This window comes from Streptomyces sp. AgN23 (genome assembly GCF_001598115.1).
GTDB classification, from domain to species: domain Bacteria; phylum Actinomycetota; class Actinomycetes; order Streptomycetales; family Streptomycetaceae; genus Streptomyces; species Streptomyces antimycoticus.
Genome location: NZ_CP007153.1, coordinates 5,320,450 through 5,342,455, shown reverse-complemented (window position 1 = coordinate 5,342,455; position 22,006 = coordinate 5,320,450). Strand labels below are relative to the sequence as shown.

Genomic DNA, 22,006 nt, shown 5'->3' with positions numbered 1-22,006 from the left:
AAACTGACATCAACGGTCACACGGGTTGGATCAGTCGGATACGGGGACGTCGCTCCGGCCGTCATCGTCATCGTCGCCGCTGATGTCACGCAGGGCATCGCCGACGCGATCGAAGGCCGAGCGCTGAGAGTCCAGCCGGACGAAGGTGTAGATGTCCATCGTCACGCGGATCGAACTGTGCCCGAGCACTTCCATGATCATCCGGGCGTCGGCCCCCTTCTCGTGCAGCAGCGACGCGCAGGTATGCCGGAGATCATGGAACCGGACGCGCCGGACGCCTGCCTTGTCGCACAGGAGGGTGAAGGCGCGGTTCAGGTTGCGCGGTTCGATGGGCGTTCCGTTCTTCGTGGTGAAGACGAGATCCCTGCCGTCGTCCTTCCACTTGTCTCCTGCCGCAAGGCGGTCTCCGTGTTGCTGGGCTCGGCGAGCGCGGAGCGCCGTCACGCACTCGCCGGGCAGCGCCACCCGGCGGGCCGAGCGCTGAGTCTTCGGAGCAGCGACCAGCAGTTCCCCGCCAACGCGCTGGAGCGTCTGGCGGATGGTGACTGTGCCGTCCGTAAGATCCACGTCCTTCCACCGAAGGCCGAGGACTTCCCCGCGTCGCAGCCCGATCCGTACGGCCAGTTCGTACGCCGCCCACATCCGATTGCCACGCGCCGCCGCCAGGAGCCGACGCCCCTCCTCCACGGTCAGCGGCTCTATCTCGCGCTTCGTGCCCATGCCCAGCTCGACGTTCTTTGCCACGTTGCGCGGTAGCTCGTCCTCCCGCACCGCGTGCTCCAGTGCCGCCCGCAGCAGCACCAGGAGGAAACGCACGGTCCGATCGGACGGGTACGACTCGCAGCACTTGCCCAGCGCGCAGCAGCGGCGTTTCCGCTCCGTGCGCGCCTTGTCCTTCCCTTGAGCGCAGCACTGGCACGTACGCGCGGTGGTGGCGAGGAAGGCCCGGATGTCCCGTGCGGTGAGCCGGGCCAGCTTCTTCTTCCCCAGGCCCGGAGCGAGGTAGATCCGTACGAGCGTTTCGTAGGCCGCGTACGTGGACGGCCGCACCTTGATGCGAGCGACGTTGGCCAGCCAGTACATCAGGAACTCGCCCAGGCTCAGCTTGCTCGTGACGACGGGAATACCGCTCTGTGAGTCCGCCTTGAGGCGGGTCAGCTTTTCGTGAACGTCATCCCAGCTCTTGCCGTAGACGAAGCGCCGTTTGTACGTGCCGTCCGGCGTGAGGACGTACGCCGCTCCGTGCCAACGGCCGTCCTTGCGCTGGACGATCGTGCCTTCTCCGTTGACGTTCCTACCGGCCATCAGGCGGCCTCTCCTTCGGTCTGGCGGTGGATGTAGTCGTGCAGGGCGGATTCGGTGATGCGTCGGCAGCGGCCGATTGTCAGGGAGGCCAGCTCCCGTGAGCGGATGAGGTTGTAGACCGTCCAGCGGCTCACCTGGAGCCGAGCCGCGACCTGGTCCACGTTGAGCAGTCCCGGGGTCACAGCCACGGTTCTCCCTCTGTCTTGCGGCGATCGGCGTGGTCGCGGGCTTGGGCGATGTCGTGGCGTACCTGGGCGGCGAGGAGTTCTTCGCCGGGGCTGTAGCCGGAGGCGAGGTATTGCCAGTGGGAGACGACGAGCGTGGTTTCCTCGTCCAGCTCGGGCCGGTCCTCTGCCGCGCGTGCTTGTTCGGTGCGCCAGGTGCGGCGGATGTCGCGGAGTGCGCCGAGGGTGGTGGAGTAGTGGCGGGATTTGCTGGAGAAGTGGCCTCGGAAGCCGAGCATGTGGGCCCACTTCCAGAGCTTGAGTTCGGCGTATTCGGGGAGGTGGCCGAGGTTCCAGGCGGTGCGGATCATCTGGCGGACGTGGCTGTGCACGGGCAGGTCCGCGATGGGTTCGGACTGACCGGTGCCCTCGCACTGGTCGCACAGGTCGCGGAAGCCATCGGGGCCGGTCTGGTATCCGCGTCCGGTGCAGTGGGGGCAGCGCAGGGAGCGGTCGACCGTGCCGGAGTCCTCGGCGCTCTTGGTGGCGTACTTCGCGACGTAGGCCGCCACCTTCTGATCCGTCAGCTCACCGTCGCCCAGGGCCGCGATCTCCCGGATGTCGAGCTGATCGCCCCACCGGATTTCGCGTTCGCCGATGGCGTCGGAGGTGACCGTGAGCACGGCGCGTTCGGCCGCCTCGGTGACCGCGTGGCTGAGCGCGTCGGCGGTGGCCCAGCGTGGCGGGGGTTCGTTGTTGCCCTCGGGGCCGTCGAGGCGGATCACGGCGTGGAAGTGGACCAGGCCGCGCCGCTGGTACTCGGCAACCTTCGCGAAGGAGACCCGCAGCGCCGCGTTCAGCGCCTTCTGCGTCATGCCGAGGTGCGCGGCCAGCTCTCGGCGCAGGTAGGTGGTGAAGCGTGCCCACAAGGCTCCGGCGTGGGCGTTCCAGAGCACGGCGCCGGTGTAGTCGTAGGTGGCCGGGGACAGCGGAGTGCCCAAGGCAGGGTCGTCGGCGGGGTGGCGTTCGCCGCAGCGGCAGGCCAGGTTCTCGCCCGCGTCGGTGGTGCGGCGGTTGTGGACCGGCCCGAACGACGGAGCGGTCAGGGTGACGAACAGGCGCGGGTGCGTGCGCACGGTCTCCGGCACACTCTTGCCGCCGGAGAGCCCGGCCCGGATCAGGTGGTAGGTGTCGGCGGCGTAGAGGCGGGAGCAGGCCGGGCAGCGGGAGGAGCGGCGGTTGCCGCAGGCGGTCAGCAGCCGCCCAGTGGGTTCGTTGGCGGTGCTGTACGAGCGGACGACGGTGTCCGTTGTCGTGTCGCGGGTCTCGGTCGAGCCGACGAGCTGAACCGGCCGGGTACAACCGCGGATTCGGCTGATCTGGTCCTGGACGCGATCGAAGTCGGGGAGATGGGCAAGCTCGATGAGGTCCCGCAGGGCCAGGCTCGCCACGTGGCGCAGGTCCAGAGGGGGTTTCACGGGTGACGCATCCTTTCGGGGAAGAGGCCCCGGGCAGCACTCGGCGAGGGGTGCGGGTGCTGCTCGGGGCATGACGAATCCGGGCCCGGTCAGGGGCGGGGGTTTCTGGATTGCCGGAACGGCCGGCACGGGGTCAGAGCTGGGCGTGCGTGGCGGTGGCCAGCGGCAGTGCGACGCCGAGGCGGGCCCGGAGCTGGGCCGGGGTGATGGGCTCGCCGTGCTCGGCCCGGTAGGTGTCGGCGATGGTGCGGGCCGCGTTCAGCAGCGGCACGGGCACCGTGACCGCCGGGGAAGCCTCAGGCTTTGGCGCGACCGGCGGCGAGACCGGTTCGGGGGCCGGGGCAGGCTCGGGCGCGGGGGCCGGGGCCTGCTTGACCGGAGCGTCAGGCGCGGCCGGGGTCGGGGTGGTGTGGGCGACGGTGTGGAAGTGGCGCAGGAGTTGCGGGCCGACGGCTCCCCAGCCCAGGAGGAGGAGCGGGGCGACCGCGTCCACGGCGGCCCTGCCGTAGTGCCCGGCCACGATCGGCTCGGCGACGTTGAGAGCCAGGGTCAGCAGCCCGGACACGTGCATCAGCCGGGTAGCGCCCTTGATCTGCTCCGCCGGGACACCGCGCAGGGACAGGTAGCGCAGGGCCACCAGGAGGCCGACAACGGACAGATCCACCATCGGCGCGATCAGGGGAGCGATGGGGCCGGGGACGCCGAGGCGCAGGGCCAGGGCCCAGACGTTGCCGAAGGAGAAGACGAAGGCCAGGGCCGCGATGATGCCCATGACCACGGTCACGGTGCGCTGAGTGATCCGATCCTCAGACATAGGGATTCACCTCCCTCTAGGTCTCGTGACGAGCGGGCCGGGGCCGGGGACGGGTCAGGCCGCATCCCTCTTGGTGAACGGGTCCTCCACCCGCATCGCGGAGACCGCCAGTTCCTCCAGGAGTTCGGCGGGGTCGCGGGTCAGGTGCGCTGTCTCGGTGGCGATGCGGGCAGCGTCCGCATCGGCCACGTACGGGGTGCGGATGCGGGCGAAGCCGGGGCGGCCCTGGTGAGCCATGGCCGCCACACCGACATAGGCAGGGTCCTGGAGCGCGGTCGGGCTGGCGTCCGGCCAGTTCCGGATGTCCTCCCCCAGCGCGACCACGGCCGCTTCGGCGGTCTTCTGGGCGAAGGACAGACCCACCGGGCACACGTCCCGGATGAAGGTGGGGATGGCATCCCCGGTCGCCTTCTGCGTCGCGATGATCACCAGGATGCCGACGTTGCGCCCCTTCTTCACCAGGTCCTCCACCAGCCGCGCGTTCTCGGCAGCCAGCGCGGCGAGCTTCTTCGTCCGCGTGTCCGACCCCTTGTAGTCGCGGAAGTAGGTGTGCGCTTCGTCCACGATGAGCACCGTGAGCGGCCAGGCGGCCGAGGGCCCGACGTGCCACATGTTCTTCACGCCCAGCAAGGCCCGGATGGACGCCGACCGGTCCCGCCGCAGCTTGACCAGTCGCGTGAAGAGCGCGTTCGCCTCTTCCAGATCGTCACCGACGAACGCGAAGATCCGCTCGGTCAGGTCGGCGTAGTCGCCTTCATGGGATGAGGTGACCTTGCCGTCAGCCACCGCGTACTGCACCGCATCGGACGGCGCCGTATCGCACATGAACCGGTTGACCAGGGACGTCTTACCGAAGCCGGGCAACCCCGCCACGGTGACACCGGGCACGTTGGCCAGGCTCACGCTCACCGGCAGCGCGTACTCGTCCAGGCCCAGATCCCACACCGCCAGATCCTCCGGCACAGCGCCGGTCGGGGTGTGCTCGGTGGGGACGATCAGCGGATCAACCCGCACCCCACGGATCACCAGCTCACCCGGCCTATCCGGCAGGACCGAAACCCGGGTGCACCGCCAGGCGTCGGCCAGGTACGGCGCCGCTTTCTGGAACTCGGCCAGACCGACCTTGGGCAGGCAGACCGCGTGTACCAGCACCCCGTACCGGTCAACCGCGACCCTGATCTTCGGGATCAGGACCCGGGGCTTAGGCACCTTCCCGTCCGGCGCCACGATCACGGCCGGAGGCGTCTTGTCGGTCACCGACAACCCGACCATCGGGGCCAGCCGACGCCAGCGACGCCGTACACCGATGGCCTGCCGCATGCTCGCCCGCGTCATCTTGTCGGCACGCACATAGCGCACCAGCCACCACAGGGCCCATATACCGATCAGGGCCAGGGCCGCCCCGGCAACAGCCGGGGCAGACCCGATGACCTCTCCCACAGTCACATCGCGTCCTTGTTCTCGTAGAGGAATCGGAAGAGGGATATCCGCAGTTCCAGCAGGTCACGGCCCGATGTGAACTTCGGGTAGCCGTGCGACTCGATCACCTCGACCACGTCGAAGATCAGGCCGTTGGTGAACCGCGAGTCGTCATCCCCGCTCTCCGGCGCCACCGGATACGCCGGGGCCGGTCCGGTCGGGGCGGTCACTTGACCAGCTCCAGGGCCGCCGCCCGGTAGGCCACGCCGTCGGACAGCTGGCCGTTGAAGAGCCGCGCCCACGGAGTGGCGAACAGCTCCGCTACCCGCACCGGCATCCCCGGCTGGAGACCGCCCGGCAGGCCGCTCTCGGGAACGGTGATCTTCATCTGCTCGGCGCGTCCCTCTTCCATGAGGAACACGGTCAGGGTGTGCAGGGTCTCCCCGGTGTCGCGGTCGGTGGCGACCTCCCCCGTCTCAGGGTTCTTGACCTTCGGCACCGGGAGGGTGCCAGCGATGAACTGAGTGGAGGGCAGCAGCCCCACGCGGATACGGGTCATAGCCATGCTTGAACTCCCTTTCGTGGCCGACCGCTTGTGCGATCGAGGCACAACTATTACCTAGCCAGGCTAGCTAGGTCAAGCGAGCTAGCTATGGAAGTTCAGGGGTCTGGGTGTGTTAGGTGGGCTAACCCGGCTACCCTGGGGTCATGACGCCGTCGACGCACGACGCCCGCCCGCCGTATCAGCAGGCAGCCGAGGCCATCCGGGCCGAGATCAAGGCGGGCAAGCTCAAGCCGGGGGAACAGCTCCCCTCGCACCGCGAGCTGCAAGAGCGGTTCGGCATCGCCAACATGACCGCCCGCAGTGCCCTGCGCGTGCTCCGCGAAGAGGGCTTGATCTACACCGTGCAGGGGCGTGGCAGTTACGTAGCCGACGTGATCGGCCCCGGCGGCGAGCTGATCGAGGCCAAGCGCTACTCGCCTCTCCAGGCGGCGGCCGGAACGAGCGAGGCCCCGGCGAGCACAGAACCCACCGGGACCATCACCGAAGCACTCCTAGAGGTCCGGGACCAGCTCCGCACCTTGAACGCGGAGGTCCAGACCCTCAAGCAGGAAGTCGCCGAACTGAAGTCGCGGCAGCACTCGTAGACCGTCCTTCCTGGATCTCCATCACCTCCGCGCGAATCTCTTCCAGCTCACCGCGCAGGCGCTCAGTCATGGCCGCGATCTCGGCCAACAGCGCCCGCTCCTGCTCGGTCAGCACCAGTTCCCCCTTGTCGTCTGCGCGTTGGTCGCGCGCATCCTGCATTGCGATCCTCCGGCGATCTTCTGGTGCGAGCTGTTCAGAGTTTCCTTACTGGATCAAGGCGGCCCGCTTGCGCGGGCCGCGCGCGCTGGCGGCCCGTGGCCGCCGCCCGCTCCTGTCTGCCGCCCCGCTCAACGGCGCCCCCGTGCCACTCAGCGCGCCACCCCGCACCAGTAGCCCACCAAGCGCAGTCAGTACCCGGAACAGCTCCCACGGAGCGCCTGGTGATCACCGCGAACATGCCGACGCAGCGGCACGGCCAGGACCAAGGGCCCGAGCTGCCAACCGTCGAGGGGCGGCTACGCAGAGCGGTTTACATGGCGGACCGTCCGCCGACTGCGACCATCGCCGTTGTGCGCGTGTCAACGGCCAGCGGGGAGGGGAGGGGTGCCCGGCCGGGGGCAAGTCGGTCGTCGGACCCGGCCCGATGTGGCCGGCCGCCGTACTGTCGCCGTCACGGATGCGGGTGCGTGAGCAGACCGAACTGCCCGGCCGTGGCGCGCGGGGAGCAGCTGCTGCCGCGCGGTGGCTCAGGCCGTCGTGGCCGCTCCGCGTCGGTTTCCGTAGCACGGTGGCTGACCAGCGTGTCGTAAACGCTCTGGCGACTGCCAGCAGCTCGCATCTGCCTCGCACTCGTCACCATCCCTTTCCTGCGTCTGAACTCATCTGGGGACGGGCAGAGTCGAAGCGAGCACGACAACCGCCCCGGTACCATCGGCACCGGGGTCCTGATCAGGGACTCTCCGCCGGACCACCCCGCGCCTGCCAGGGTTTGAGGGGTGGTCCGGCTTCAGGTCTGAAGTTGTTGAGGGCGGGGGCCGCCGGTCCCTCCACGACTGCGACCCCCGCCCAGCCTTGAGGGGCTACGCGTCAGGCGTCACCGTTCGCCCACGCGCAGCCGTCGCGGAAGCGCCCACGTTCGCCAGGGACGCGCGGAAGAAGCTCGTGATGATCATCCGGAATCCGGTGTGGCCCGTCTGGTTCGCGTGGCGCAGACACCACACCTCCGGCTGCTTGGCCTCTTCAGCCGCCCCGGATGAGTCGTCGCACGTCGTGCATTCGGCCTCCAAGATCGGAGGACTCCCGGTGACGTCTGTGCTCAGGGTCCATAGGGTCCAATCGCCTTGCCGTATCACGGAGTTTCCGGCGGTCGTCACGACTGCCCCTCTCTACGCTCTCTATCGGCCAGTGAGGTCTGTTCGTCGACAGGAAGTGCGAGGACGGCCCAGACCGCCTTGCCCACTGTTGGCCGTCGGGTCACGCCCCACTGATCAGCGAGCGTGTCCACCAGGACCAGCCCTCGGCCGCGTATCGCTTCGGGGGTAGGCGTCCTCAGCTCGGGCAGCTGGTCGGCAGCGTCGTGAACCTCGATCTGCACCTTGTTGCCCTGGTGCAGATAACGCGTCTCGATCTGGCGTCCCGGCACCCGCGCATGCCGCACGGCGTTCGTTATCAATTCGGACAGCACCAACAGCGCGACCTCTTCGACCGCGATCAACCCCCAACCAGCCAGAGCCTTACGCAAGTCGGCTCGGGCCAGGGCGACACAACGGGGGTGGCGGGTCCAACGCCTCACCACCACGCGTCCATCCGGGCCTGTCAGCTCTGGCTTCATGGCCACAAGCGTGCAGGTGAGACGCCATCATCGGGACAGCCAACGGGGTACCCCGGGAGGCGAAATGGGGTACCCCAATCCATGGCGCGATCTACGCTGGACTGGACGCACGTCCCTACACCTCGTGAGCGGCCGATGAGTGAACGTGAAGCCAGGCGCAGCGGATACCCCCTCACCATCCCGGACCGCTTGCTCCTGAGCGAGGACATGAAACGGGCGTGCAGGCGAAGGGACTTCGGCGAGATCTTCCGTCTCGTCAACAGACGAGCCCCAGCGAGCTACGCGGCGATCGCCGCCGCCGTCACCAAGATGACCAGCGCGCGCGTCGGCGACGTGATCCGAGGTGATCGGGGTATTCGCAGCGTCGTCGTCATGGAACGCATCGCTGATGGACTGGGCATTCCCGGCCACATGCTCGACCTGCCCGAGCGGCCGTGGGAGGGTACCCCGTCACCGGCCGCCGCTGCCCAGAACCAGGCTTACGCTCGCAGTAGCCCAGACGGCTCGAACGAACCCCCGTCCCTACCCACAACGGGGGCAATTCCCGATCTGCCGATTGTGCACGTGGACCCCTCGAATTCGGCGGACGCGGCTGCGCTACCCGAAATCGTTCTGGTTTCGGTGTACGTCGATGGAAGGGAGCAGATCGTGCCGATAAATCGCCGAGCCCTTCTGGGGCACGCAATTGGCGTCGCCCTGCAAGGAAGCGGACCCCTCCGTGCCGTCAACGCTTCCGCTGAGATCGTGAGTCCCAAGCCCACCAGACCACAGCGACTCCCCGCCGGACGAGGCGAAGCAGCGATCGAGCACTTCCGCGACATGTGGCACACCCTGGTCAGGGCCGATAACCTCTTCGGCCCGCGTCACGCCCTCACAGGAGTGCATCAGCAGCTCGACATGCTGCAAGGTCTCCTGGAGGACAGCCGGGGCGAGCACCGGCAGGAACTGCTGAAGCTCTCGGCCCAGTACGCCGAGTCCGCCGCATGGCTCCACGAAGACTCCATGGACGTGTCCAGCGCGGAGACGTGGACGAGCCGGGCCATGGAATGGGCCATGGAGGCCGGAGACGAAGCCATGCTCTCGTGGACGCTGTTCCGTCGCAGCCAGCTTGCGGCGGGGAAGAAGAACGCAGGCCAGGCGATCGGACTCGCCCAGGCCGTACAGCGTCACGAACGAGCGCTCTCCCGCCCGATGAAGGCGGCCGCCATCCAGCAGGAGGCGCAGGGACTTGCGCTCGACGGGGAAGAGAACGCCTGTCATCGGAAGCTGGATGAGGCCCACGAGTTCGCCGCCATCGCCGAATCCTCCGGTGACGCCCGGTCCGGCCACGGGGATTTCTGCACGCCCAGCTACATCGAAATCCAGCGCGCGAATTGCTGGCTCAACCTGTCCCGGCCGGACCGAGCGGTCTCGACCTTCCAGACCGCACTGACCGAACTTCCGGATGTCTATCAGCGCGACCGGGGATTCGCCCAGGCGCGGCTCGCGATGGCCTACGTGGGAATCCAGGAGTACGAGCAGGCCGCCGCCGAGGCAGCAGCCGTTCTCGACATGGCCCGCGGCTCCGGTTCCGGCCGCACTCTGCAAGAGGCAGTCACGGCAGTCAACGCTCTCGCGGCGGCGAGTAATGTTCCCGCTGTGCGGGATCTACTCGACGCAGTCAAGGAGAATGCGGGGTTCTGATGGCCACGCCCAACGAACTGACGGCCATGCGGCGAGCAATCGCCATCTCTGCCCAGGGTCTCGGGACGACGAGCCCCAACCCGCCCGTCGGGTGCGTGATCCTCGACCGCGACGGCGTACCAGTCGGCGAGGGCTACCACCTCCGCAAGGGCGACCACCACGCCGAGGTGAACGCGCTCACCGCAGCGGGGGAGCGGGCCGAGGGTGGCACGGCGGTCGTGACCCTGGAGCCCTGCAACCACCACGGCCGGACCCCGCCGTGCCGACAGGCCCTGATCGACGCGAAGGTGTCCCGCGTGCTGATGGCCGTCATGGACCCCACCTCGCGAGGGGAGGGCGGCGCGGCGGTGCTGGAACAGGCCGGCATTGAGGTGGAGCGTGGCGTCCTGGAGCAGGAAGCGTTGCTCGTGCTCGGTCCGTGGCTGCACTCGCTGCGTACGGGGAGGCCGCACATCACGTGGGCGTACACCGCCGGTGCCGACGAGGACCACGGCGACCAGACCCTGACCGAGCTCCGCCGCACGCACGATTTGGTGATACGGCGAGACGGGGCGATTGAGGAAGGCGTGCCAGGCGGTCACGGTGAAGATGCCTTCCGAGTCCCGGTTTCCCCACTCGGCGACGAGCCCGCGAAGGCTCTACATGCACTGGCCGAGGCGGGGGCGCGCACGCTGCTGATCGAAGGAAAATTTAACGAAGCAGCACGGTTGCTCACTGACGCTGTAGATCGCCTGATCATCGAGGTGCCTAAAACGCTGCCCTCGGCCAGGCCGACAGCAGTGAGTGGGCTTGACCTAATCCCGGACGGGTTTCGTATGGGCGCCACACAGCCCATCGGCACGTACATGCGGCTGATGGCGGAACGCATGCCCTAGTACTCCAGCTGTAGATGGTGATCTTGCTGCCTGTTGGCCCGTCGGACTTGCTGCCACGGTGGCGCCAGCTCGGGGCCGAGCTGGCCAACTGCTCGCCCCACAGTCGTACTTCGTGCCGGAAAACCGGTTGCTTGCGGCGCTCACCGTGATCACCCTGGCCCGATGGACCTCAAAGAAGCGGCACATGCATGGCGTGAAGACGGCTTCGTCATCCTCCCCGGTTTCATCTCACCCGATGAGCTGAAGCCCGCAACGGGCGAACTGGATCTACTCTTCCCGTCCGCCGAGGGGTTCCACGACGCAACCGACCCGCGACGCGAGCGCTTCATCGGCGACCAGTTCGCCGGAATCGACTACTTCCCGTTCACCAGCACGGAGATCAGCCTGTTGGCTGTGAACCACCGGATTCTGGCGCTGGCCAAGACGCTGCTGGAAGACGACGATGTCCAGATCTCCGGCGCGGAGGCCTGGGCGAAGTACGCCGGTGCCAGCGACTACGAGCAGGACCTGCACCGCGACCACCCGGGCCATACCCTTCTGGTGCCCAGCACCGCCCCCGGCTTCCGCCAGCTGGAGATGTTCGTGTACTTGGCGGACGTGCCGGAGGAGTTCGGCCCGGCTCACCTTGTCTCGCGAAGGCACACGGCCGACCTCCCCGCCGTACCCGATCGGTATCTGCGGCCCGGCCACGAAAGCAAGAACCGCTTCCACGACGTCAGCGGCAGCCCGCACCTGTACGGAGCAGAGGTGTCCGCAGCCGGTCCCGCCGGGACAGTCGTCGCCTTCGAGATCGGCACCGTCCACCGCGGAACGGCCATGACCGCGCCGCACGGTGCCCGGTTCACCATGCACTTGAACTTCCGTCCCTCCCAAGTCCAGTGGGGTCAGCGCCGGGGCTGGGCCTACTCCGCTGTCCAGGAGGACTGGGTCAAGTTCGTCGAGCGGGCCACCCCCCGCCAACTCCAGGCATTCGGGTTCCCACCGCCTGGACATCCGTACTGGTCCCCGGAGACATTGTCCGGGGTGGCGCTGCGGTATCCGGGGCTCGACCTCACGCCTTGGCGCCAGCCTGGCTGACGCACTGTCGCATCGCGTGGGCTTGACGATGGGGGCAGTGCGGACACGATTGCGGACACCGCTGATCATCGGTGTGTGAAGACTGAAGATCATGCGGTGGCCGTAGGTCACAGCCTAGACCCCACCCGTTGGCAGCAGTCCTTCGAGGTCTTGATGGGTCGGATCGCAGGCCAATTCGCGCGGGTAGAACCACGACGTCGGGTACGTCGGTTGGTGCTCGGACTTCTGTCGGACTTGCCGCGCAAGAACTGCTGGACGATCGCCGAGTGGGCCGGGGAGTCCACTCCGGACGCCATGCAGCACCTGCTCAGCCGGGCCAAGTGGGATGCCGACGCCGTCCGCGACGACCTTCGGGGCTACGTGGTGGAGCACCTGCACGACGAGCGGGCGGTGCTGGTCGTCGATGAGACCGGCGATGTGAAGAAGGGCTCCGGCACGGTGGGCGTTCAGCGCCAATACACCGGTACCGCGGGCAGAATCGAGAATGCCCAGGTCGCCGTCTACCTGGTCTACGCGGGACGGCGTGGGCACGCCGCGGTGGACCGGGAACTGTACGTTCCGCGTTCCTGGACTGCCGACCCTGACCGCTGCCGCGCCGCCGGACTCGATAAGGAGGCCGCCTTCGCAACCAAGCCGGAGTTGGCCGCACGCATGGTCGCCCGGTTCCTGGATGCTGGCCATCGAGCCGCCTGGGTGGTCGGCGACGAGGTCTACGGCGGTAACCCGAAACTGCGGACCATGCTGGAGCAACGCGGCACCGGCTACGTCCTCACCGTGGCCTGCTCGCACGAAGTCACCACCGGCGCCGGGAGGTTTCGCTCGGATGCCCTGGCCAGGAAGGTACCCGAGCGGGCCTGGCAGAAGTTGTCGGCAGGGACCGGGGCCAAGGGCCACCGTTTCTACGACTGGGCCGTTATCGACCTCGTCGACCCCGGCAGCCGTCAGTTGTTGATCCGCCGCAATCGCGGCACGGGCGAACTCGCCTACTACCGCTGTTACTCGCCCACCCCGGTGCCGCTGACCGAACTGGTGCGGGTCGCTGGATCAAGGTGGCGAGTGGAGGAGTTCTTTCAGGCCGGAAAGGGTCTGGCTGCCCTGGATGAGCACCAGGTACGCCGCTACGTGTCCTGGTCGCGCTGGGTCACCCTGGCCATGCTTGCGCATGCTTTCCTAGCCGTCGTCCGCGCCGACGAGCACTCCTACCATCCCGCACCGGACGGCCTCATACGGCTGACCTGCAACGAGATCCAACGCTTGTTCATCACCCTCGTGATCCGCACCGTCCACGACACCGCCCATTTGCTCGCCTGGTCCGACTGGCGACGCCGCCACCAGGCCCGATCTCAGGCCAGCCACTACCGGCGGCAAGCCGTTCAAGCGTGAAGATCACCATCTACAGCTGGAGTACTAGATGGGTGGTCGGGTAGCCGGGGGCCCTGCAATGGGCTCCGGCTACCCGACCGGCACACCTAGATCAGTTGCCAAGTGAGGCGGTGCAGGCTCCGACCAAGCGACAGTCAGGTGAGGACATTTCAATCGATACGCTATCGGCTCCAAAAATGCGTGGATGAATCATTCCTTCTCTGAGCGGCCGCCTCCGCTTTCGCCTCCGCTTCTGCTATTTCATCCGCCAGAATGGCGCTTACGTCATTCCATCGGAACGGTAGTTCGTCCGCCGCCGAGCCGAAAGTCAACCAATTAGCGTCTAGGTAATCCCTAAAAATGCGTGCCCTTGATAGGCGATCTTTGATGCTTTGAACGTCCCTAATTAAGCGCCTGGTACTTGGGTCGACGATCGGGGTGTCCACGATCATGGCGTCGACATAGCTAAAGGAAGCCGACATCTTTCGATACATGTAGTTACCAACACTGGTGGGTCGGTATGAAGCGTCTTCTGCGGCGTCAGAAAAGTCTAGGAGATTCTTCTTAGTTGCCCTGTCGAGCTGGGCCCCGATTTGCTCTTGTGAGAATCCGATCCCTTGACCGAAAGAGTAGATACTTGCTGCGGAGACGAACCCTTCTCCACCCGCGCTTTCAGCCTGGCGCTGAACATGGGCCAAGATGTTGGGCAAGAGGAAGTGCTCACGTGCGTCGTTAGTGGTGATGTCGAATAGGTTGCAAACTACACTCGCCTCGGGTGAGTAGTAATCGTAGTCGCCAAATACGATAGCGCGAATGAATTCGTGCATAGGTACGGTGTATACGCGCCCAGAATCTGCCACGTCGAGCACCCGTTGGGTGGACACGTACCCGCTTCCTATGAATGTGAAAAGGAACATCAGTGCTATTCTGGTGTTCCCGCCGCTCATATTGTCGATGAGGGATTTGAGTTCCTCGTCGACGTTGAAAGCTTTGATCAGTGCATCCAGATACGAAATTAGGTCCCGGTCGTTGATCGAAAGATTTTGTGGGAAAATCCCATCGGCCCCGGACTCGATGACCTTATTCTTTGCATAGTTCAGACGCTTCGAAATGACCTGATCGGTTCGAGCTGGAGCGATCGTGAAGGCGCGCGTTTGATAGGCTGCCAGTGCACCGTGTGACCTGGATTGAAAGAAGGTGCTAGGCCTGATTGAAACGAATACGGTGCCAGACCAGGAGTCGGCAATGGAGTGTGCAGTCTCAAAGATTCTTTCTTGGAACTCAAAAGGGCGTTGGTCGATGTTATCCAAAATGACGAGCGGCGACCGACCGGACGTGCCGCGAATGTGATCTAGGGATCGTCGCAGATGTTCGAATTCGTTAGAGATGTGACCTGCGAGCATAGCAAGTTCGTGTTTGCGGTATTCTGCCGGATCTGACTCATCGCCGAAGATCGTTTTTTTGAACTTATTGATCTCCTTGTTGTAGACAGCCCTGACGAAGGACCGCTCCTGAATGTCTATGCCTTGCTCGGCCTCAAGTTGCTCGGACATGCGCTCGGTAATGTATTCCGGTAGATCGGTGACGAATACTGGCTCACGCACGAAGTCCACGTAGAGGATTATTGATTTGGCGAGTACTTCTTGTGCATCAACTCGGATCAAGTGGCGCAGGAACATGCTCTTGCCTACTCCTACGTCACCTAACAAGATGATGGGGCGTCGACTTAATGCGGCAGTCACCATTTCTGCCGTGAGTTTCGGATTTAATCCCTTCTTTCCTGTAACCTGCTCTGCGCCTCCTGGAATCGCTGAAGCAACCGAGGCATATCGCGCGCGCAGTACCTCTCTACTGACGAGTGAGTACTGTGACAATGCGCCACTCGCGCAATAGCAGTCTCGGATGAACTCGTCTGAGATGTTTTTTTCGTGCTCGAGGTCTTGAATAAAGAGTTGCCCCAGCGTCTTTAGGTCAGTTTCCAGCTCGGTTCGTCTGCGGAAACCTGGATAGTTCGCAATAGAGTTGGATAGCTTTTCTGGGGCTAGGGATTGCGGTTTTCTTCCGAGCAAGTACCTCTGTAGGTTCCTAGTAGCTACAGCTGGCTTAGATAGATGACTCCAAAGGGTGTTGAAGTCGTCATGCATTTCTTGGAGGGAGCTGAAGACTAGGGCCTCTCCCGATAGAGGAGGAATGCCGTCTTGTCGTGAAGCAAAGAAGGCGGCGAGTTGATGTCCGTTGGAGATTATGCCGACTGGCACCCCGCGTTCTTGGCAGTATTCCAAAACTTGTCGAATTGCTTTAGCGGTATTCTCGTCCTCCATAAGTGTAGGAACAGTGATCGCATGTCTGCCTGCAATGCCAGGCGGCAAGCGGAAGGCAATGCCTTCCCTTTTTGCTTCAAGAATGAATTGGGCAGAAGGTGTTCCAACAATGTAGTCTACGTATGAACCGTTGTAATGATCCTCGGTTGTCGCGTCCTGTGCATTCCAGCCCAAGCAGTTGAAGAGAAGCGCATCGATCAGATGCAGGCGGGTCGTGTCCTCGTTGGCTCCACTGCCGAGCGTTGATGATCCGAGAAGGCCATGGAGTTCACTTTTTGCACTGGCGTATGGATCCACTCTGCCCCCAGGAGCCATAGAATCAAACTACTTTTCGATCTATCTGTGGTGCTAGCTACACAATCATCCTGCAAGGGGGTGACGGTTCGCTAGCTGTTCAGCAGTTCTTGCGGCCAGCAGGTCATTGTGACAGTGCATCATGTAAGGCTCGGTGACATCAGTGCTGACATCAACGACGGCACACGGCGCCTTCCGGGGGTTCAGTACAGGCACCGGTTCGGAGCGCTGTCGAGGCCGTTACTAGGGCCCTGCCCGAACCTACGGATCAAGAGGTTGCAGGTTCGAATCCTGCCGAGCGCGCACCAGCTCAGAGGCCCCTTCCAGGGATGGAAGGGGCCTCTTGCGTTGCCCGTTGACGGCGGTCGTTGACGGCAACCGCCGCGCGCCTCGATCAGACGGCGACCAGAGCACCACCCGCGCCGTCATAGGCGGGCCGGGGCCTACGAGCCGCACGCTCGCTACTCATTCCCGCCGCGTATGGCCGCCGGACTCGGTTGGCCCGGTTCCGCCTCATGCGGAACGACGACGATTTGGTACTCGTCCTCGTAGACGATCCTCCCTGGATCTGACGATCGCATCATGCGGCACCCGATCCCGTGAGCAGCAAGGATCTCCAAGTACCCGTCCACTCGCTTGATCAGGTCCTGCGACGTGGACTTGAACCAGGCCGCTGCCCCGGGGCGAAGCTCGCGGTCGTAGACCGTCGGATCGACGGAGGAGGGGTCAGGATAGGCCACGTTGTACCAGTCATTGTTGGCCCGCCTGAAGCGCTCCTGCTCATCGGTCAGCTTCCCGTCCCGCGCCAGCCCATTGATCAGTCCGAACACTCCGGTGAAGTATCCGCGCTCATTTCGGACCGTGCTCTGGAACCGTACGTATGGCGATTCGTCCACAAGCCCTCTTGCTTCGCCGATCTCCATGGCGAAGATGCTAGGGCTCCGGCTGATCACGTGTCCCGGAGACAGCGTAGGAGCCACGCCGATGGCTGGCGGATCTGACAGCGGATGGTGACGGCAACGCTGACGGCAACGACGGCACACGACGCCCGCCATCAGCTCGCCATGGACACCAGGCCGGACCGCAGCCGAGACCCGTACCAGCACCCTGCCGAACCTACGGATCAAGAGGTTGCAGGTTCGAATCCTGCCGAGCGCGCACCAGCTCAGAGGCCCCTTCCGATCACCGGGAGGGGCCTCTTGCGTGTGCGGTGACAGCAGCGGTGACAGCAACCGTCGGGGGACGCTCAGGGCAGGGTCGGTGAGCCGCCGCCGGGCGATCACTCTTCTGGTGCGGTGGGGCGGAACAGCGCCAGGAAGCCGCCAAGCAGAGTGAACGCGAGAAGGAACAGTTCCGTTTCCACCCTGCTGACGCCGCCCTCGGTCATCTGAGTCCCGAGAATGATCCACGCCGCCGATCCCATGGTCACCAGCAGCTGATTGTCTCGCTCCCGCAGCAGCCGCATCCCAGACCACAGCAGCAACGGCACCAGCGTCAACCAGGCGAATGTGGCCAGAGCCCCTTCGATGAGCCCTGTGCCGATGCCCCCGTCCGGGTTGGCATGGCGCGCTTCCGACGCCCACTGCTCGGCGGATTCCCACACCCAGTACGTCCCATGGGCGGCGGCTGCCGAGACGAAGATCCCCTTTAACCAGCGGCATGACCTGCTGCTCATCATGGCTTCACCATGCACAGCACAATTCTCGCGCACCTGAGTACCCGCCTGAAGCTGTTGAGGGCGGGGGCCGCCGGTCCCTCCATGGCTGCGACCCCGTCCAGCCTTTGAGGGGCTAGGCGTACGAGGGACCGACTCCTTGCCGGGTACGGCGGTCCGCGAGGTCAAGGAAGAGACGGGGTTGGACGTCGAGATCACGGGACTCGTCGGCACGTACACCGACCCTCGGCACGTCATTGCTTCACGGACGGCGAGGTGCGTCGTCAGTTCAACGTCGGCTTTATCGCTCGGGTGGTTGGTGGAGCGCGCGGCCGCCGGGCCGCAGAGGACCCGCGACCCGCGCTGTCGCCGCGCGGGCGGAGAAGCGAACGAGGGCAACTCGCGATCTCGGACGCGCGTAAGCGTGCTGTTATGCGTCGCTGGGTTCCATTAGGTGTCCGTTAGTCGAACGCCAACGCGGTCTTCGAAGCTGATTGTCGTCCGGGAGCGAGACACGACAACGCAGCAATGGGAGACACGATGAGCACCACCACCAACCGCTTCCGCGGCCGCGCCGGCCGCCGCATCGCCGCCACCATCGTCGCCGCCGCGGCGCTGGGTCTGGGGGCCACGGCCTGCGGGCCCGACTCCGATGCTGCGGACCCCAGCGGCTCCTCGGCCTCTTCGACCGCGTCCCCCTCGCAGCAAGCCTCGAGCGAGCCCACCGGCGGTTCCTCCTCGGGCAACTCCGGCTCGCAGGGCCAGGGCGGGGGCGGTGCCGCCAATGCGGGTAGGAGCCTCACGATCGTCGGCACGATGGAGTACCTCGCGCCCGGCAAGCTGATCGTCAAGCCCGAGGACGGCGGCACGGACCAGGCGTTCTTGGTCGCCAACGCCACGAATATCCGCGGCGCGGCCGCGATCTGCACCGCCCCCGACGGCAGCGTGGCCATCGGCGACGACGGCTACGGCACCGCGAAGTGCACCGTGGACGAGCTGGAGAAGGCTGCCAAGACCAACAGCGTGACCGTCCGCGTCACCATGGACCGTAAGTCCAGCGGTGCCGATACGGTTGAGGAGAAGTACCACCCGTAAGCCCTCGCCTTGGGCGCGAACGCCCTTGCCGCCCTGATGTGGCTATCTGCGGCGCAGCAGCTAAGAGGCCCCTTCCAGAGATGGATGGGGCCTCTTGCGCTACCCAGTGACGGTGGTCGTCCTCTGCGGCACGTGTTGGGTTAATTCTTGCGGCGGCGCCGTTGTCCATAGGGGCCGCTGCGATCGTGTGCGCGCCACTTCTCCTCATGGATGTCGCGGTCGTCGTTGCCCGCGGTGCTTCCAGGAGTCGGGATTTTCTCTCCGGCGTCGACCTTGGCCCGCATTGCGGCGAGTTGGCGGTCGGTGCGCGCGTCGTCCGAATCCTTGCGCTCAGGGAGCGGTCCCGGTGACGGCGGCGTGTGCGCTATCTGCTTGGCGTTGTGGCACTGTGGCTCAGGGGTGGTGTTCCCTGCCTCCGCGCCGTTCTGATGCGACCGTGACGTACCGCTCATGAGCAGGCCCCCCGCCTCGCTGAAATCCTCTGACAGCGTGTATGGATCATTCCCTGGAAGGGGTGCGAGGAAACGGAGTTCAGCAGGTGGGTGCTGCCCATGTGCCCTTTAATACTGCTGGGGCGAGCGGCGTCTGGCGCGTGTTCATTTCCAGCCTTATCCGTCGGATACTCCCTGGCGTGTGGAGGGGCTGATGACGGAGCGGAAGAAAAGCCCTCAAGAGCTGAGGGGCGCTCTTTCGGGCATGGCTAAAAGACGTCACGCATGAGGTCGGAGACCGGACCTTGGCGACGTCGCTTGGACGACCTACGGATCAAGAGGTTTTAGGCCAGGGAGCCTCGGCTTGGGCCATCTCGGCAGTGATGGCCCAACGCTCGTGGTCGCTCCACTCGCCGTTGATGAACCGGAAGGCTGTCGAGCAGCCCTCGCGCTGGAAGCCCAGGCGCTTGAGGTTCAGCGGGGAGGTGCTGTCAGGCTGGACGTTCGCCTCCAGTCTGTGCGGTGTGGCGATTGCCGTCCGGGAATCCCATGCAGCCTGCTCGTGGACCCCGGAGGCGGGAATTACTGCGAGCACTCACTGGTGCTGGACCGGCGGGCAGTAGCCGGTGTCCGAGCCGATGCTGTTGATCGTGGCGTTGTCCCTGGGGTCGTCGCCGTAGTCGATCTGGTTGGTGCAGCGCATGCCGGGCTTCCTGGGGGTGCCGGCCGGGGTGCCGCCCTTTTGCGGCTCCGGGCAGTAGCCGGTGTCCGAGCCGATGCTGTTGATCGTGGCGTTGTCCCTGGGGTCGTCGCCGTAGTCGATCTGGTTGGTGCAGCGCATACCGGGCTTCCTGGGGATGCCCGACGGGGTGCCCTTGGCGGAGTCCTGGTCCGAGCCCTGGCTGGGCTTGGCCGCGGGGGTGGGGGATTGCGTGGCGCTCGCGGAGGGGGATGAGGACGAGGAGTTGGTGTCGCCGTCCTGGCAGGCGGTGAGCCCGAAGGCGGCGATGGCGATCAGCATGGCGGCGGCGGTCTTGCGGGCGTGGCGGACTGTGGTGCGCTGCGACATCTTCATTCCCGTTCACTCGACGTGGCGTTTCGGCTTCGTGAGAACAAGACTGTCGGGCACCGCTGGCGATCTATCGCCGTGCGGCTAACGCCCGGCTAACGTCCGAGGCGGGCCGTCGGCGGTGCGGTCGCGAGCGTCGGCAAAAACGGGCTTTCCGCCGCATCGTTTTCGCAACCCGTGCCGTCGATGCCGTCGATCACGGTTGTGCGGGGCCATGCTGGTGACCCGTGCCGCCCTGAGAGTCTTCTGTCCCGCCGGTGAACGAAGGATCCGCTATGCCTGAGCGACCGATCCTGGTCTTCGACGTCAACGAAACCCTGCTCGACCTGGATGCGCTCCGCCCCGCCTTTGACAGGATTTTCGACGACCCCGGCGCCATGCGCCTGTGGTTCGCCAACCTGGTCACCTACTCCGAGGCGCTCACGCTCAGCGGAGCGTACGTCCCGTTCACCGACATCGGCGGTGCCGTGCTCCGGATGCTCGCCGCCACCCGCGACATCACGATCAGCGACGCCGACGGCGCCGAACTCACGGAGCGGTTTGGCAGCATGCCGCCCCATCCCGAAGTCCCGGCGGCCCTGCGTCGGCTGCGCGACCATGGCTTCCGGCTGTTCACGCTCACCAACAACACGCTGGAGGTCTCCGAGCGGCAGTTGGAGCGGGCGGGGGTGATCGATCTGTTCGAGCGCCGCTTCAGCGTGGAGACCGTACGACGCCATAAGCCGGCGCCGGAGGTGTACCAGGGGGTGGCCGCCGCGCTCGAGGCCGATCCTGGGGACATCTGCATGATCGCGTGCCACGTCTGGGACACGATCGGCGCTGCGGCGGCCGGTTGGCAGTCCGCGCTCATCCTCCGCGAGGGCAACGCGCCCCTCGACGTCGGCCCGCAGCCCGACTACATCGGGCAGGACCTCGATGCGGTCGCCGACCGGCTGATCGAGCGGTACGGCGGTCGCGGCCCGGATCGAGGGCGAACCATGCCACCGCTCCTGGATTGAGTTCGGGGTCGTAGACCGAGGGATCGACCTCGGAGGGGTTGGCGAAGTTGGCGTTGAACCAGTCGTTGCCCGCTCGCCAGAAGCGATGTTCCTCGTCACTCAGCCGGCCTGCCCGCGCGAGGCCGTTGGCCAGTGCGAAGACACCGGGGAAGTGGCCTCGCGGGCTCCGGGCGGTCCCCTGAAACCTCACGTACAACGCGTCGCTCACGGCCGCATCTGCTGGGGCAGGGTGAGGATGTCGGCTCCGTCGTCGGTGATGGCGATCGTGTGCTCGCTGTGCGCCGTGCGGCAGCCTGTCGCGCTGCGGAGGGTCCAGCCGTCGGCATCGGTGACGAGCTCGGCGGTGTCCGCCATGATCCACGGCTCCAGTGCCAGCAGCAGCCCAGGGCGCAGTTTGTAACCACGGCCGGCTCGACCGGTGTTCGACACGTGCGGGTCCTGGTGCATCGTCGATCCGATGCCATGACCGCCGAACTCGGTGTTGATCGGATACCCCGCCTCGCTGAGGACCGTGCCGATGGCATGGGAGATGTCGCCGATGCGAGCGCCGGGCCCGGCGGCGGCGATCCCCGCGGCCAGTGCGCGTTCGGTCGCATCGATCATCGCGATGCTCTCCGGGGGCTTCGCGTCGCCCACGATGAAGCTGATGGCGGCGTCCGCGGCGACTCCGGCTTTGGAGACGGCGAGGTCGAGTGTCAGCAAATCGCCGTCGGCAAGGGTGTAGTCGTACGGCCGTCCGTGGAGCACGGCGTCGTTGACGGCCGTGCAGATGTAGTGGCCGAACGGGCCGCGTCCGAAGGACGGCTCGTAGTCGACGTAGCAGGACAGCGCTCCCGCCTCGACGATCATGGCCTTGGCCCACCGATCGATGTCCAGAAGGTTCGTGCCGACCGTGCTACGGCCCTTCAGCGTGTGCAGGATGTCGGCGACCAGAGCGCCGGTGTCCTTTGCTCGGGTCAGTTCGGTGGGGCTCAGGATCTCGATCATGCGGCGTCCTTCTCACGTACTCATGTGACCAATAACTATACCGGGCTTACTATACCGGT

General features: G+C 65.7%; 22 protein-coding genes and 3 pseudogenes. 8 read left to right on the top strand and 17 right to left on the bottom strand.

What is annotated here, in order from left to right:
* Nucleotides 1–30 precede the first annotated feature (30 nt).
* The 7 genes from AS97_RS22905 to AS97_RS22875 all read right to left on the bottom strand — a co-directional run bounded on the left by AS97_RS22905 (nt 31) and on the right by AS97_RS22875 (nt 5,745).
* Nucleotides 31–1,305, bottom strand: a complete 1,275-nt coding sequence (locus AS97_RS22905) for a tyrosine-type recombinase/integrase (RefSeq protein WP_210565558.1) — start codon at nt 1,303–1,305, stop codon at nt 31–33.
* Nucleotides 1,305–1,487 carry a helix-turn-helix domain-containing protein gene (locus tag AS97_RS22900; RefSeq protein WP_059147227.1) on the bottom strand — a complete coding sequence of 61 codons (183 nt, stop codon included), beginning with the start codon at nt 1,485–1,487 and terminating at the stop codon, nt 1,305–1,307. Before AS97_RS22900 ends, AS97_RS22905 begins: the two co-directional genes overlap by 1 nt.
* The gene (locus AS97_RS22895; protein WP_210565557.1) at nt 1,484–2,947 is read right to left on the bottom strand and encodes a zinc finger-like domain-containing protein; all 1,464 of its coding nucleotides are present in this window, start codon (nt 2,945–2,947) and stop codon (nt 1,484–1,486) included. Before AS97_RS22895 ends, AS97_RS22900 begins: the two co-directional genes overlap by 4 nt.
* Nucleotides 2,948–3,080: 133 nt before the next feature.
* Nucleotides 3,081–3,761 (bottom strand): DUF2637 domain-containing protein, encoded by a 681-nt coding sequence (locus tag AS97_RS22890; protein WP_210565556.1) that lies wholly within the window; start codon nt 3,759–3,761, stop codon nt 3,081–3,083.
* A gap of 54 nt (nt 3,762–3,815) precedes the next feature.
* Entirely contained in the window at nt 3,816–5,207 is a 1,392-nt protein-coding gene (locus tag AS97_RS22885) for an FtsK/SpoIIIE domain-containing protein (protein ID WP_210565555.1), read from the bottom strand.
* Complete coding sequence (locus AS97_RS22880) at nt 5,204–5,410, bottom strand: hypothetical protein (RefSeq protein WP_210565554.1); 207 nt, start codon at nt 5,408–5,410, stop codon at nt 5,204–5,206. The genes AS97_RS22885 and AS97_RS22880 overlap by 4 nt, the downstream gene beginning before the upstream one ends.
* Nucleotides 5,407–5,745 carry a hypothetical protein gene (locus AS97_RS22875; RefSeq protein WP_147966917.1) on the bottom strand — a complete coding sequence of 113 codons (339 nt, stop codon included), beginning with the start codon at nt 5,743–5,745 and terminating at the stop codon, nt 5,407–5,409. The genes AS97_RS22880 and AS97_RS22875 overlap by 4 nt, the downstream gene beginning before the upstream one ends.
* A 143-nt stretch (nt 5,746–5,888) precedes the next feature.
* Between AS97_RS22875 and AS97_RS22870 the strand changes: the two genes are divergently transcribed.
* Nucleotides 5,889–6,329 (top strand): GntR family transcriptional regulator, encoded by a 441-nt coding sequence (locus AS97_RS22870; protein WP_210565553.1) that lies wholly within the window; start codon nt 5,889–5,891, stop codon nt 6,327–6,329.
* Here the strand turns inward: AS97_RS22870 and AS97_RS22865 are convergent.
* Both AS97_RS22865 and AS97_RS22860 read right to left on the bottom strand, forming a co-directional pair.
* Complete coding sequence (locus tag AS97_RS22865) at nt 6,286–6,489, bottom strand: hypothetical protein (protein ID WP_210565552.1); 204 nt, start codon at nt 6,487–6,489, stop codon at nt 6,286–6,288. The two genes, AS97_RS22870 and AS97_RS22865, sit on opposite strands and share 44 nt — an antisense overlap.
* Before the next feature lie 1,150 nt (nt 6,490–7,639).
* Nucleotides 7,640–8,101, bottom strand: a complete 462-nt coding sequence (locus AS97_RS22860) for an ATP-binding protein (RefSeq protein ID WP_210565551.1) — start codon at nt 8,099–8,101, stop codon at nt 7,640–7,642.
* Between the two features lie 135 nt (nt 8,102–8,236).
* Between AS97_RS22860 and AS97_RS22855 the strand changes: the two genes are divergently transcribed.
* The 4 genes from AS97_RS22855 (at nt 8,237) to AS97_RS22840 (ending at nt 13,119) form a co-directional block, all read left to right on the top strand.
* The gene (locus AS97_RS22855) at nt 8,237–9,784 is read left to right on the top strand and encodes a hypothetical protein (protein ID WP_210565550.1); all 1,548 of its coding nucleotides are present in this window, start codon (nt 8,237–8,239) and stop codon (nt 9,782–9,784) included.
* A complete protein-coding gene (ribD, locus tag AS97_RS22850) occupies nt 9,784–10,659 on the top strand; it encodes a bifunctional diaminohydroxyphosphoribosylaminopyrimidine deaminase/5-amino-6-(5-phosphoribosylamino)uracil reductase RibD (RefSeq protein WP_210565549.1) in 876 nt (291 codons plus the stop codon). Before AS97_RS22855 ends, ribD begins: the two co-directional genes overlap by 1 nt.
* Nucleotides 10,660–10,821: 162 nt before the next feature.
* A complete protein-coding gene (locus AS97_RS22845) occupies nt 10,822–11,736 on the top strand; it encodes a phytanoyl-CoA dioxygenase family protein (RefSeq protein WP_210565548.1) in 915 nt (304 codons plus the stop codon).
* 153 nt (nt 11,737–11,889) lie between these two features.
* Entirely contained in the window at nt 11,890–13,119 is a 1,230-nt protein-coding gene (locus AS97_RS22840) for an IS701 family transposase (protein WP_210567262.1), read from the top strand.
* 161 nt (nt 13,120–13,280) lie between these two features.
* Here AS97_RS22840 and AS97_RS22835 read toward each other — a convergent pair whose 3' ends face one another.
* The 3 genes from AS97_RS22835 to AS97_RS22825 form a co-directional block, all read right to left on the bottom strand.
* On the bottom strand, nt 13,281–15,716 hold the full coding sequence (locus AS97_RS22835; RefSeq protein ID WP_210565547.1) for a hypothetical protein: 2,436 nt from the start codon (nt 15,714–15,716) through the stop codon (nt 13,281–13,283).
* A 458-nt stretch (nt 15,717–16,174) separates the two neighbouring features.
* Entirely contained in the window at nt 16,175–16,636 is a 462-nt protein-coding gene (locus AS97_RS22830; RefSeq protein ID WP_125758506.1) for a hypothetical protein, read from the bottom strand.
* A gap of 356 nt (nt 16,637–16,992) precedes the next feature.
* Complete coding sequence (locus tag AS97_RS22825) at nt 16,993–17,391, bottom strand: hypothetical protein (RefSeq protein WP_125758505.1); 399 nt, start codon at nt 17,389–17,391, stop codon at nt 16,993–16,995.
* Between the two features lie 127 nt (nt 17,392–17,518).
* On the opposite strand from AS97_RS22825, the pseudogene AS97_RS22820 reads away from it, so the two are divergent.
* Together AS97_RS22820 and AS97_RS22815 are read left to right on the top strand one after the other, a co-directional pair.
* Nucleotides 17,519–17,688, top strand: a pseudogene (locus AS97_RS22820) (NUDIX domain-containing protein); the annotation flags it as partial.
* Nucleotides 17,689–17,907: 219 nt separating this feature from the next.
* Nucleotides 17,908–18,462 carry a hypothetical protein gene (locus AS97_RS22815; RefSeq protein WP_210565546.1) on the top strand — a complete coding sequence of 185 codons (555 nt, stop codon included), beginning with the start codon at nt 17,908–17,910 and terminating at the stop codon, nt 18,460–18,462.
* 140 nt (nt 18,463–18,602) lie between these two features.
* On the opposite strand, the gene AS97_RS22810 is transcribed toward AS97_RS22815, so the two are convergent.
* The 3 genes and pseudogenes from AS97_RS22810 to AS97_RS22805 form a co-directional block, all read right to left on the bottom strand.
* Complete coding sequence (locus tag AS97_RS22810; protein WP_210565545.1) at nt 18,603–18,914, bottom strand: hypothetical protein; 312 nt, start codon at nt 18,912–18,914, stop codon at nt 18,603–18,605.
* Nucleotides 18,915–19,227: 313 nt separating this feature from the next.
* Nucleotides 19,228–19,413: pseudogene (locus tag AS97_RS47545) on the bottom strand (RimJ/RimL family protein N-acetyltransferase); the annotation flags it as partial.
* Between the two features lie 75 nt (nt 19,414–19,488).
* Nucleotides 19,489–19,962 carry a hypothetical protein gene (locus AS97_RS22805; RefSeq protein ID WP_210565544.1) on the bottom strand — a complete coding sequence of 158 codons (474 nt, stop codon included), beginning with the start codon at nt 19,960–19,962 and terminating at the stop codon, nt 19,489–19,491.
* Between the two features lie 275 nt (nt 19,963–20,237).
* Here AS97_RS22805 and AS97_RS22800 point away from each other — a divergent pair, with 275 nt between their 5' ends.
* Nucleotides 20,238–20,960 (top strand): haloacid dehalogenase type II, encoded by a 723-nt coding sequence (locus AS97_RS22800; RefSeq protein WP_059147236.1) that lies wholly within the window; start codon nt 20,238–20,240, stop codon nt 20,958–20,960.
* On the opposite strand, the pseudogene AS97_RS47540 reads toward AS97_RS22800, so the two are convergent.
* Together AS97_RS47540 and map are read right to left on the bottom strand one after the other, a co-directional pair.
* Nucleotides 20,935–21,168 (bottom strand): annotated as a pseudogene (locus AS97_RS47540) (hypothetical protein); the annotation flags it as partial. The gene AS97_RS22800 and the pseudogene AS97_RS47540 overlap by 26 nt on opposite strands.
* A complete protein-coding gene (gene map / locus AS97_RS22795; protein WP_210565543.1) occupies nt 21,165–21,947 on the bottom strand; it encodes a type I methionyl aminopeptidase in 783 nt (260 codons plus the stop codon). The pseudogene AS97_RS47540 and the gene map, both read right to left, overlap by 4 nt.
* Nucleotides 21,948–22,006 lie beyond the last annotated feature (59 nt).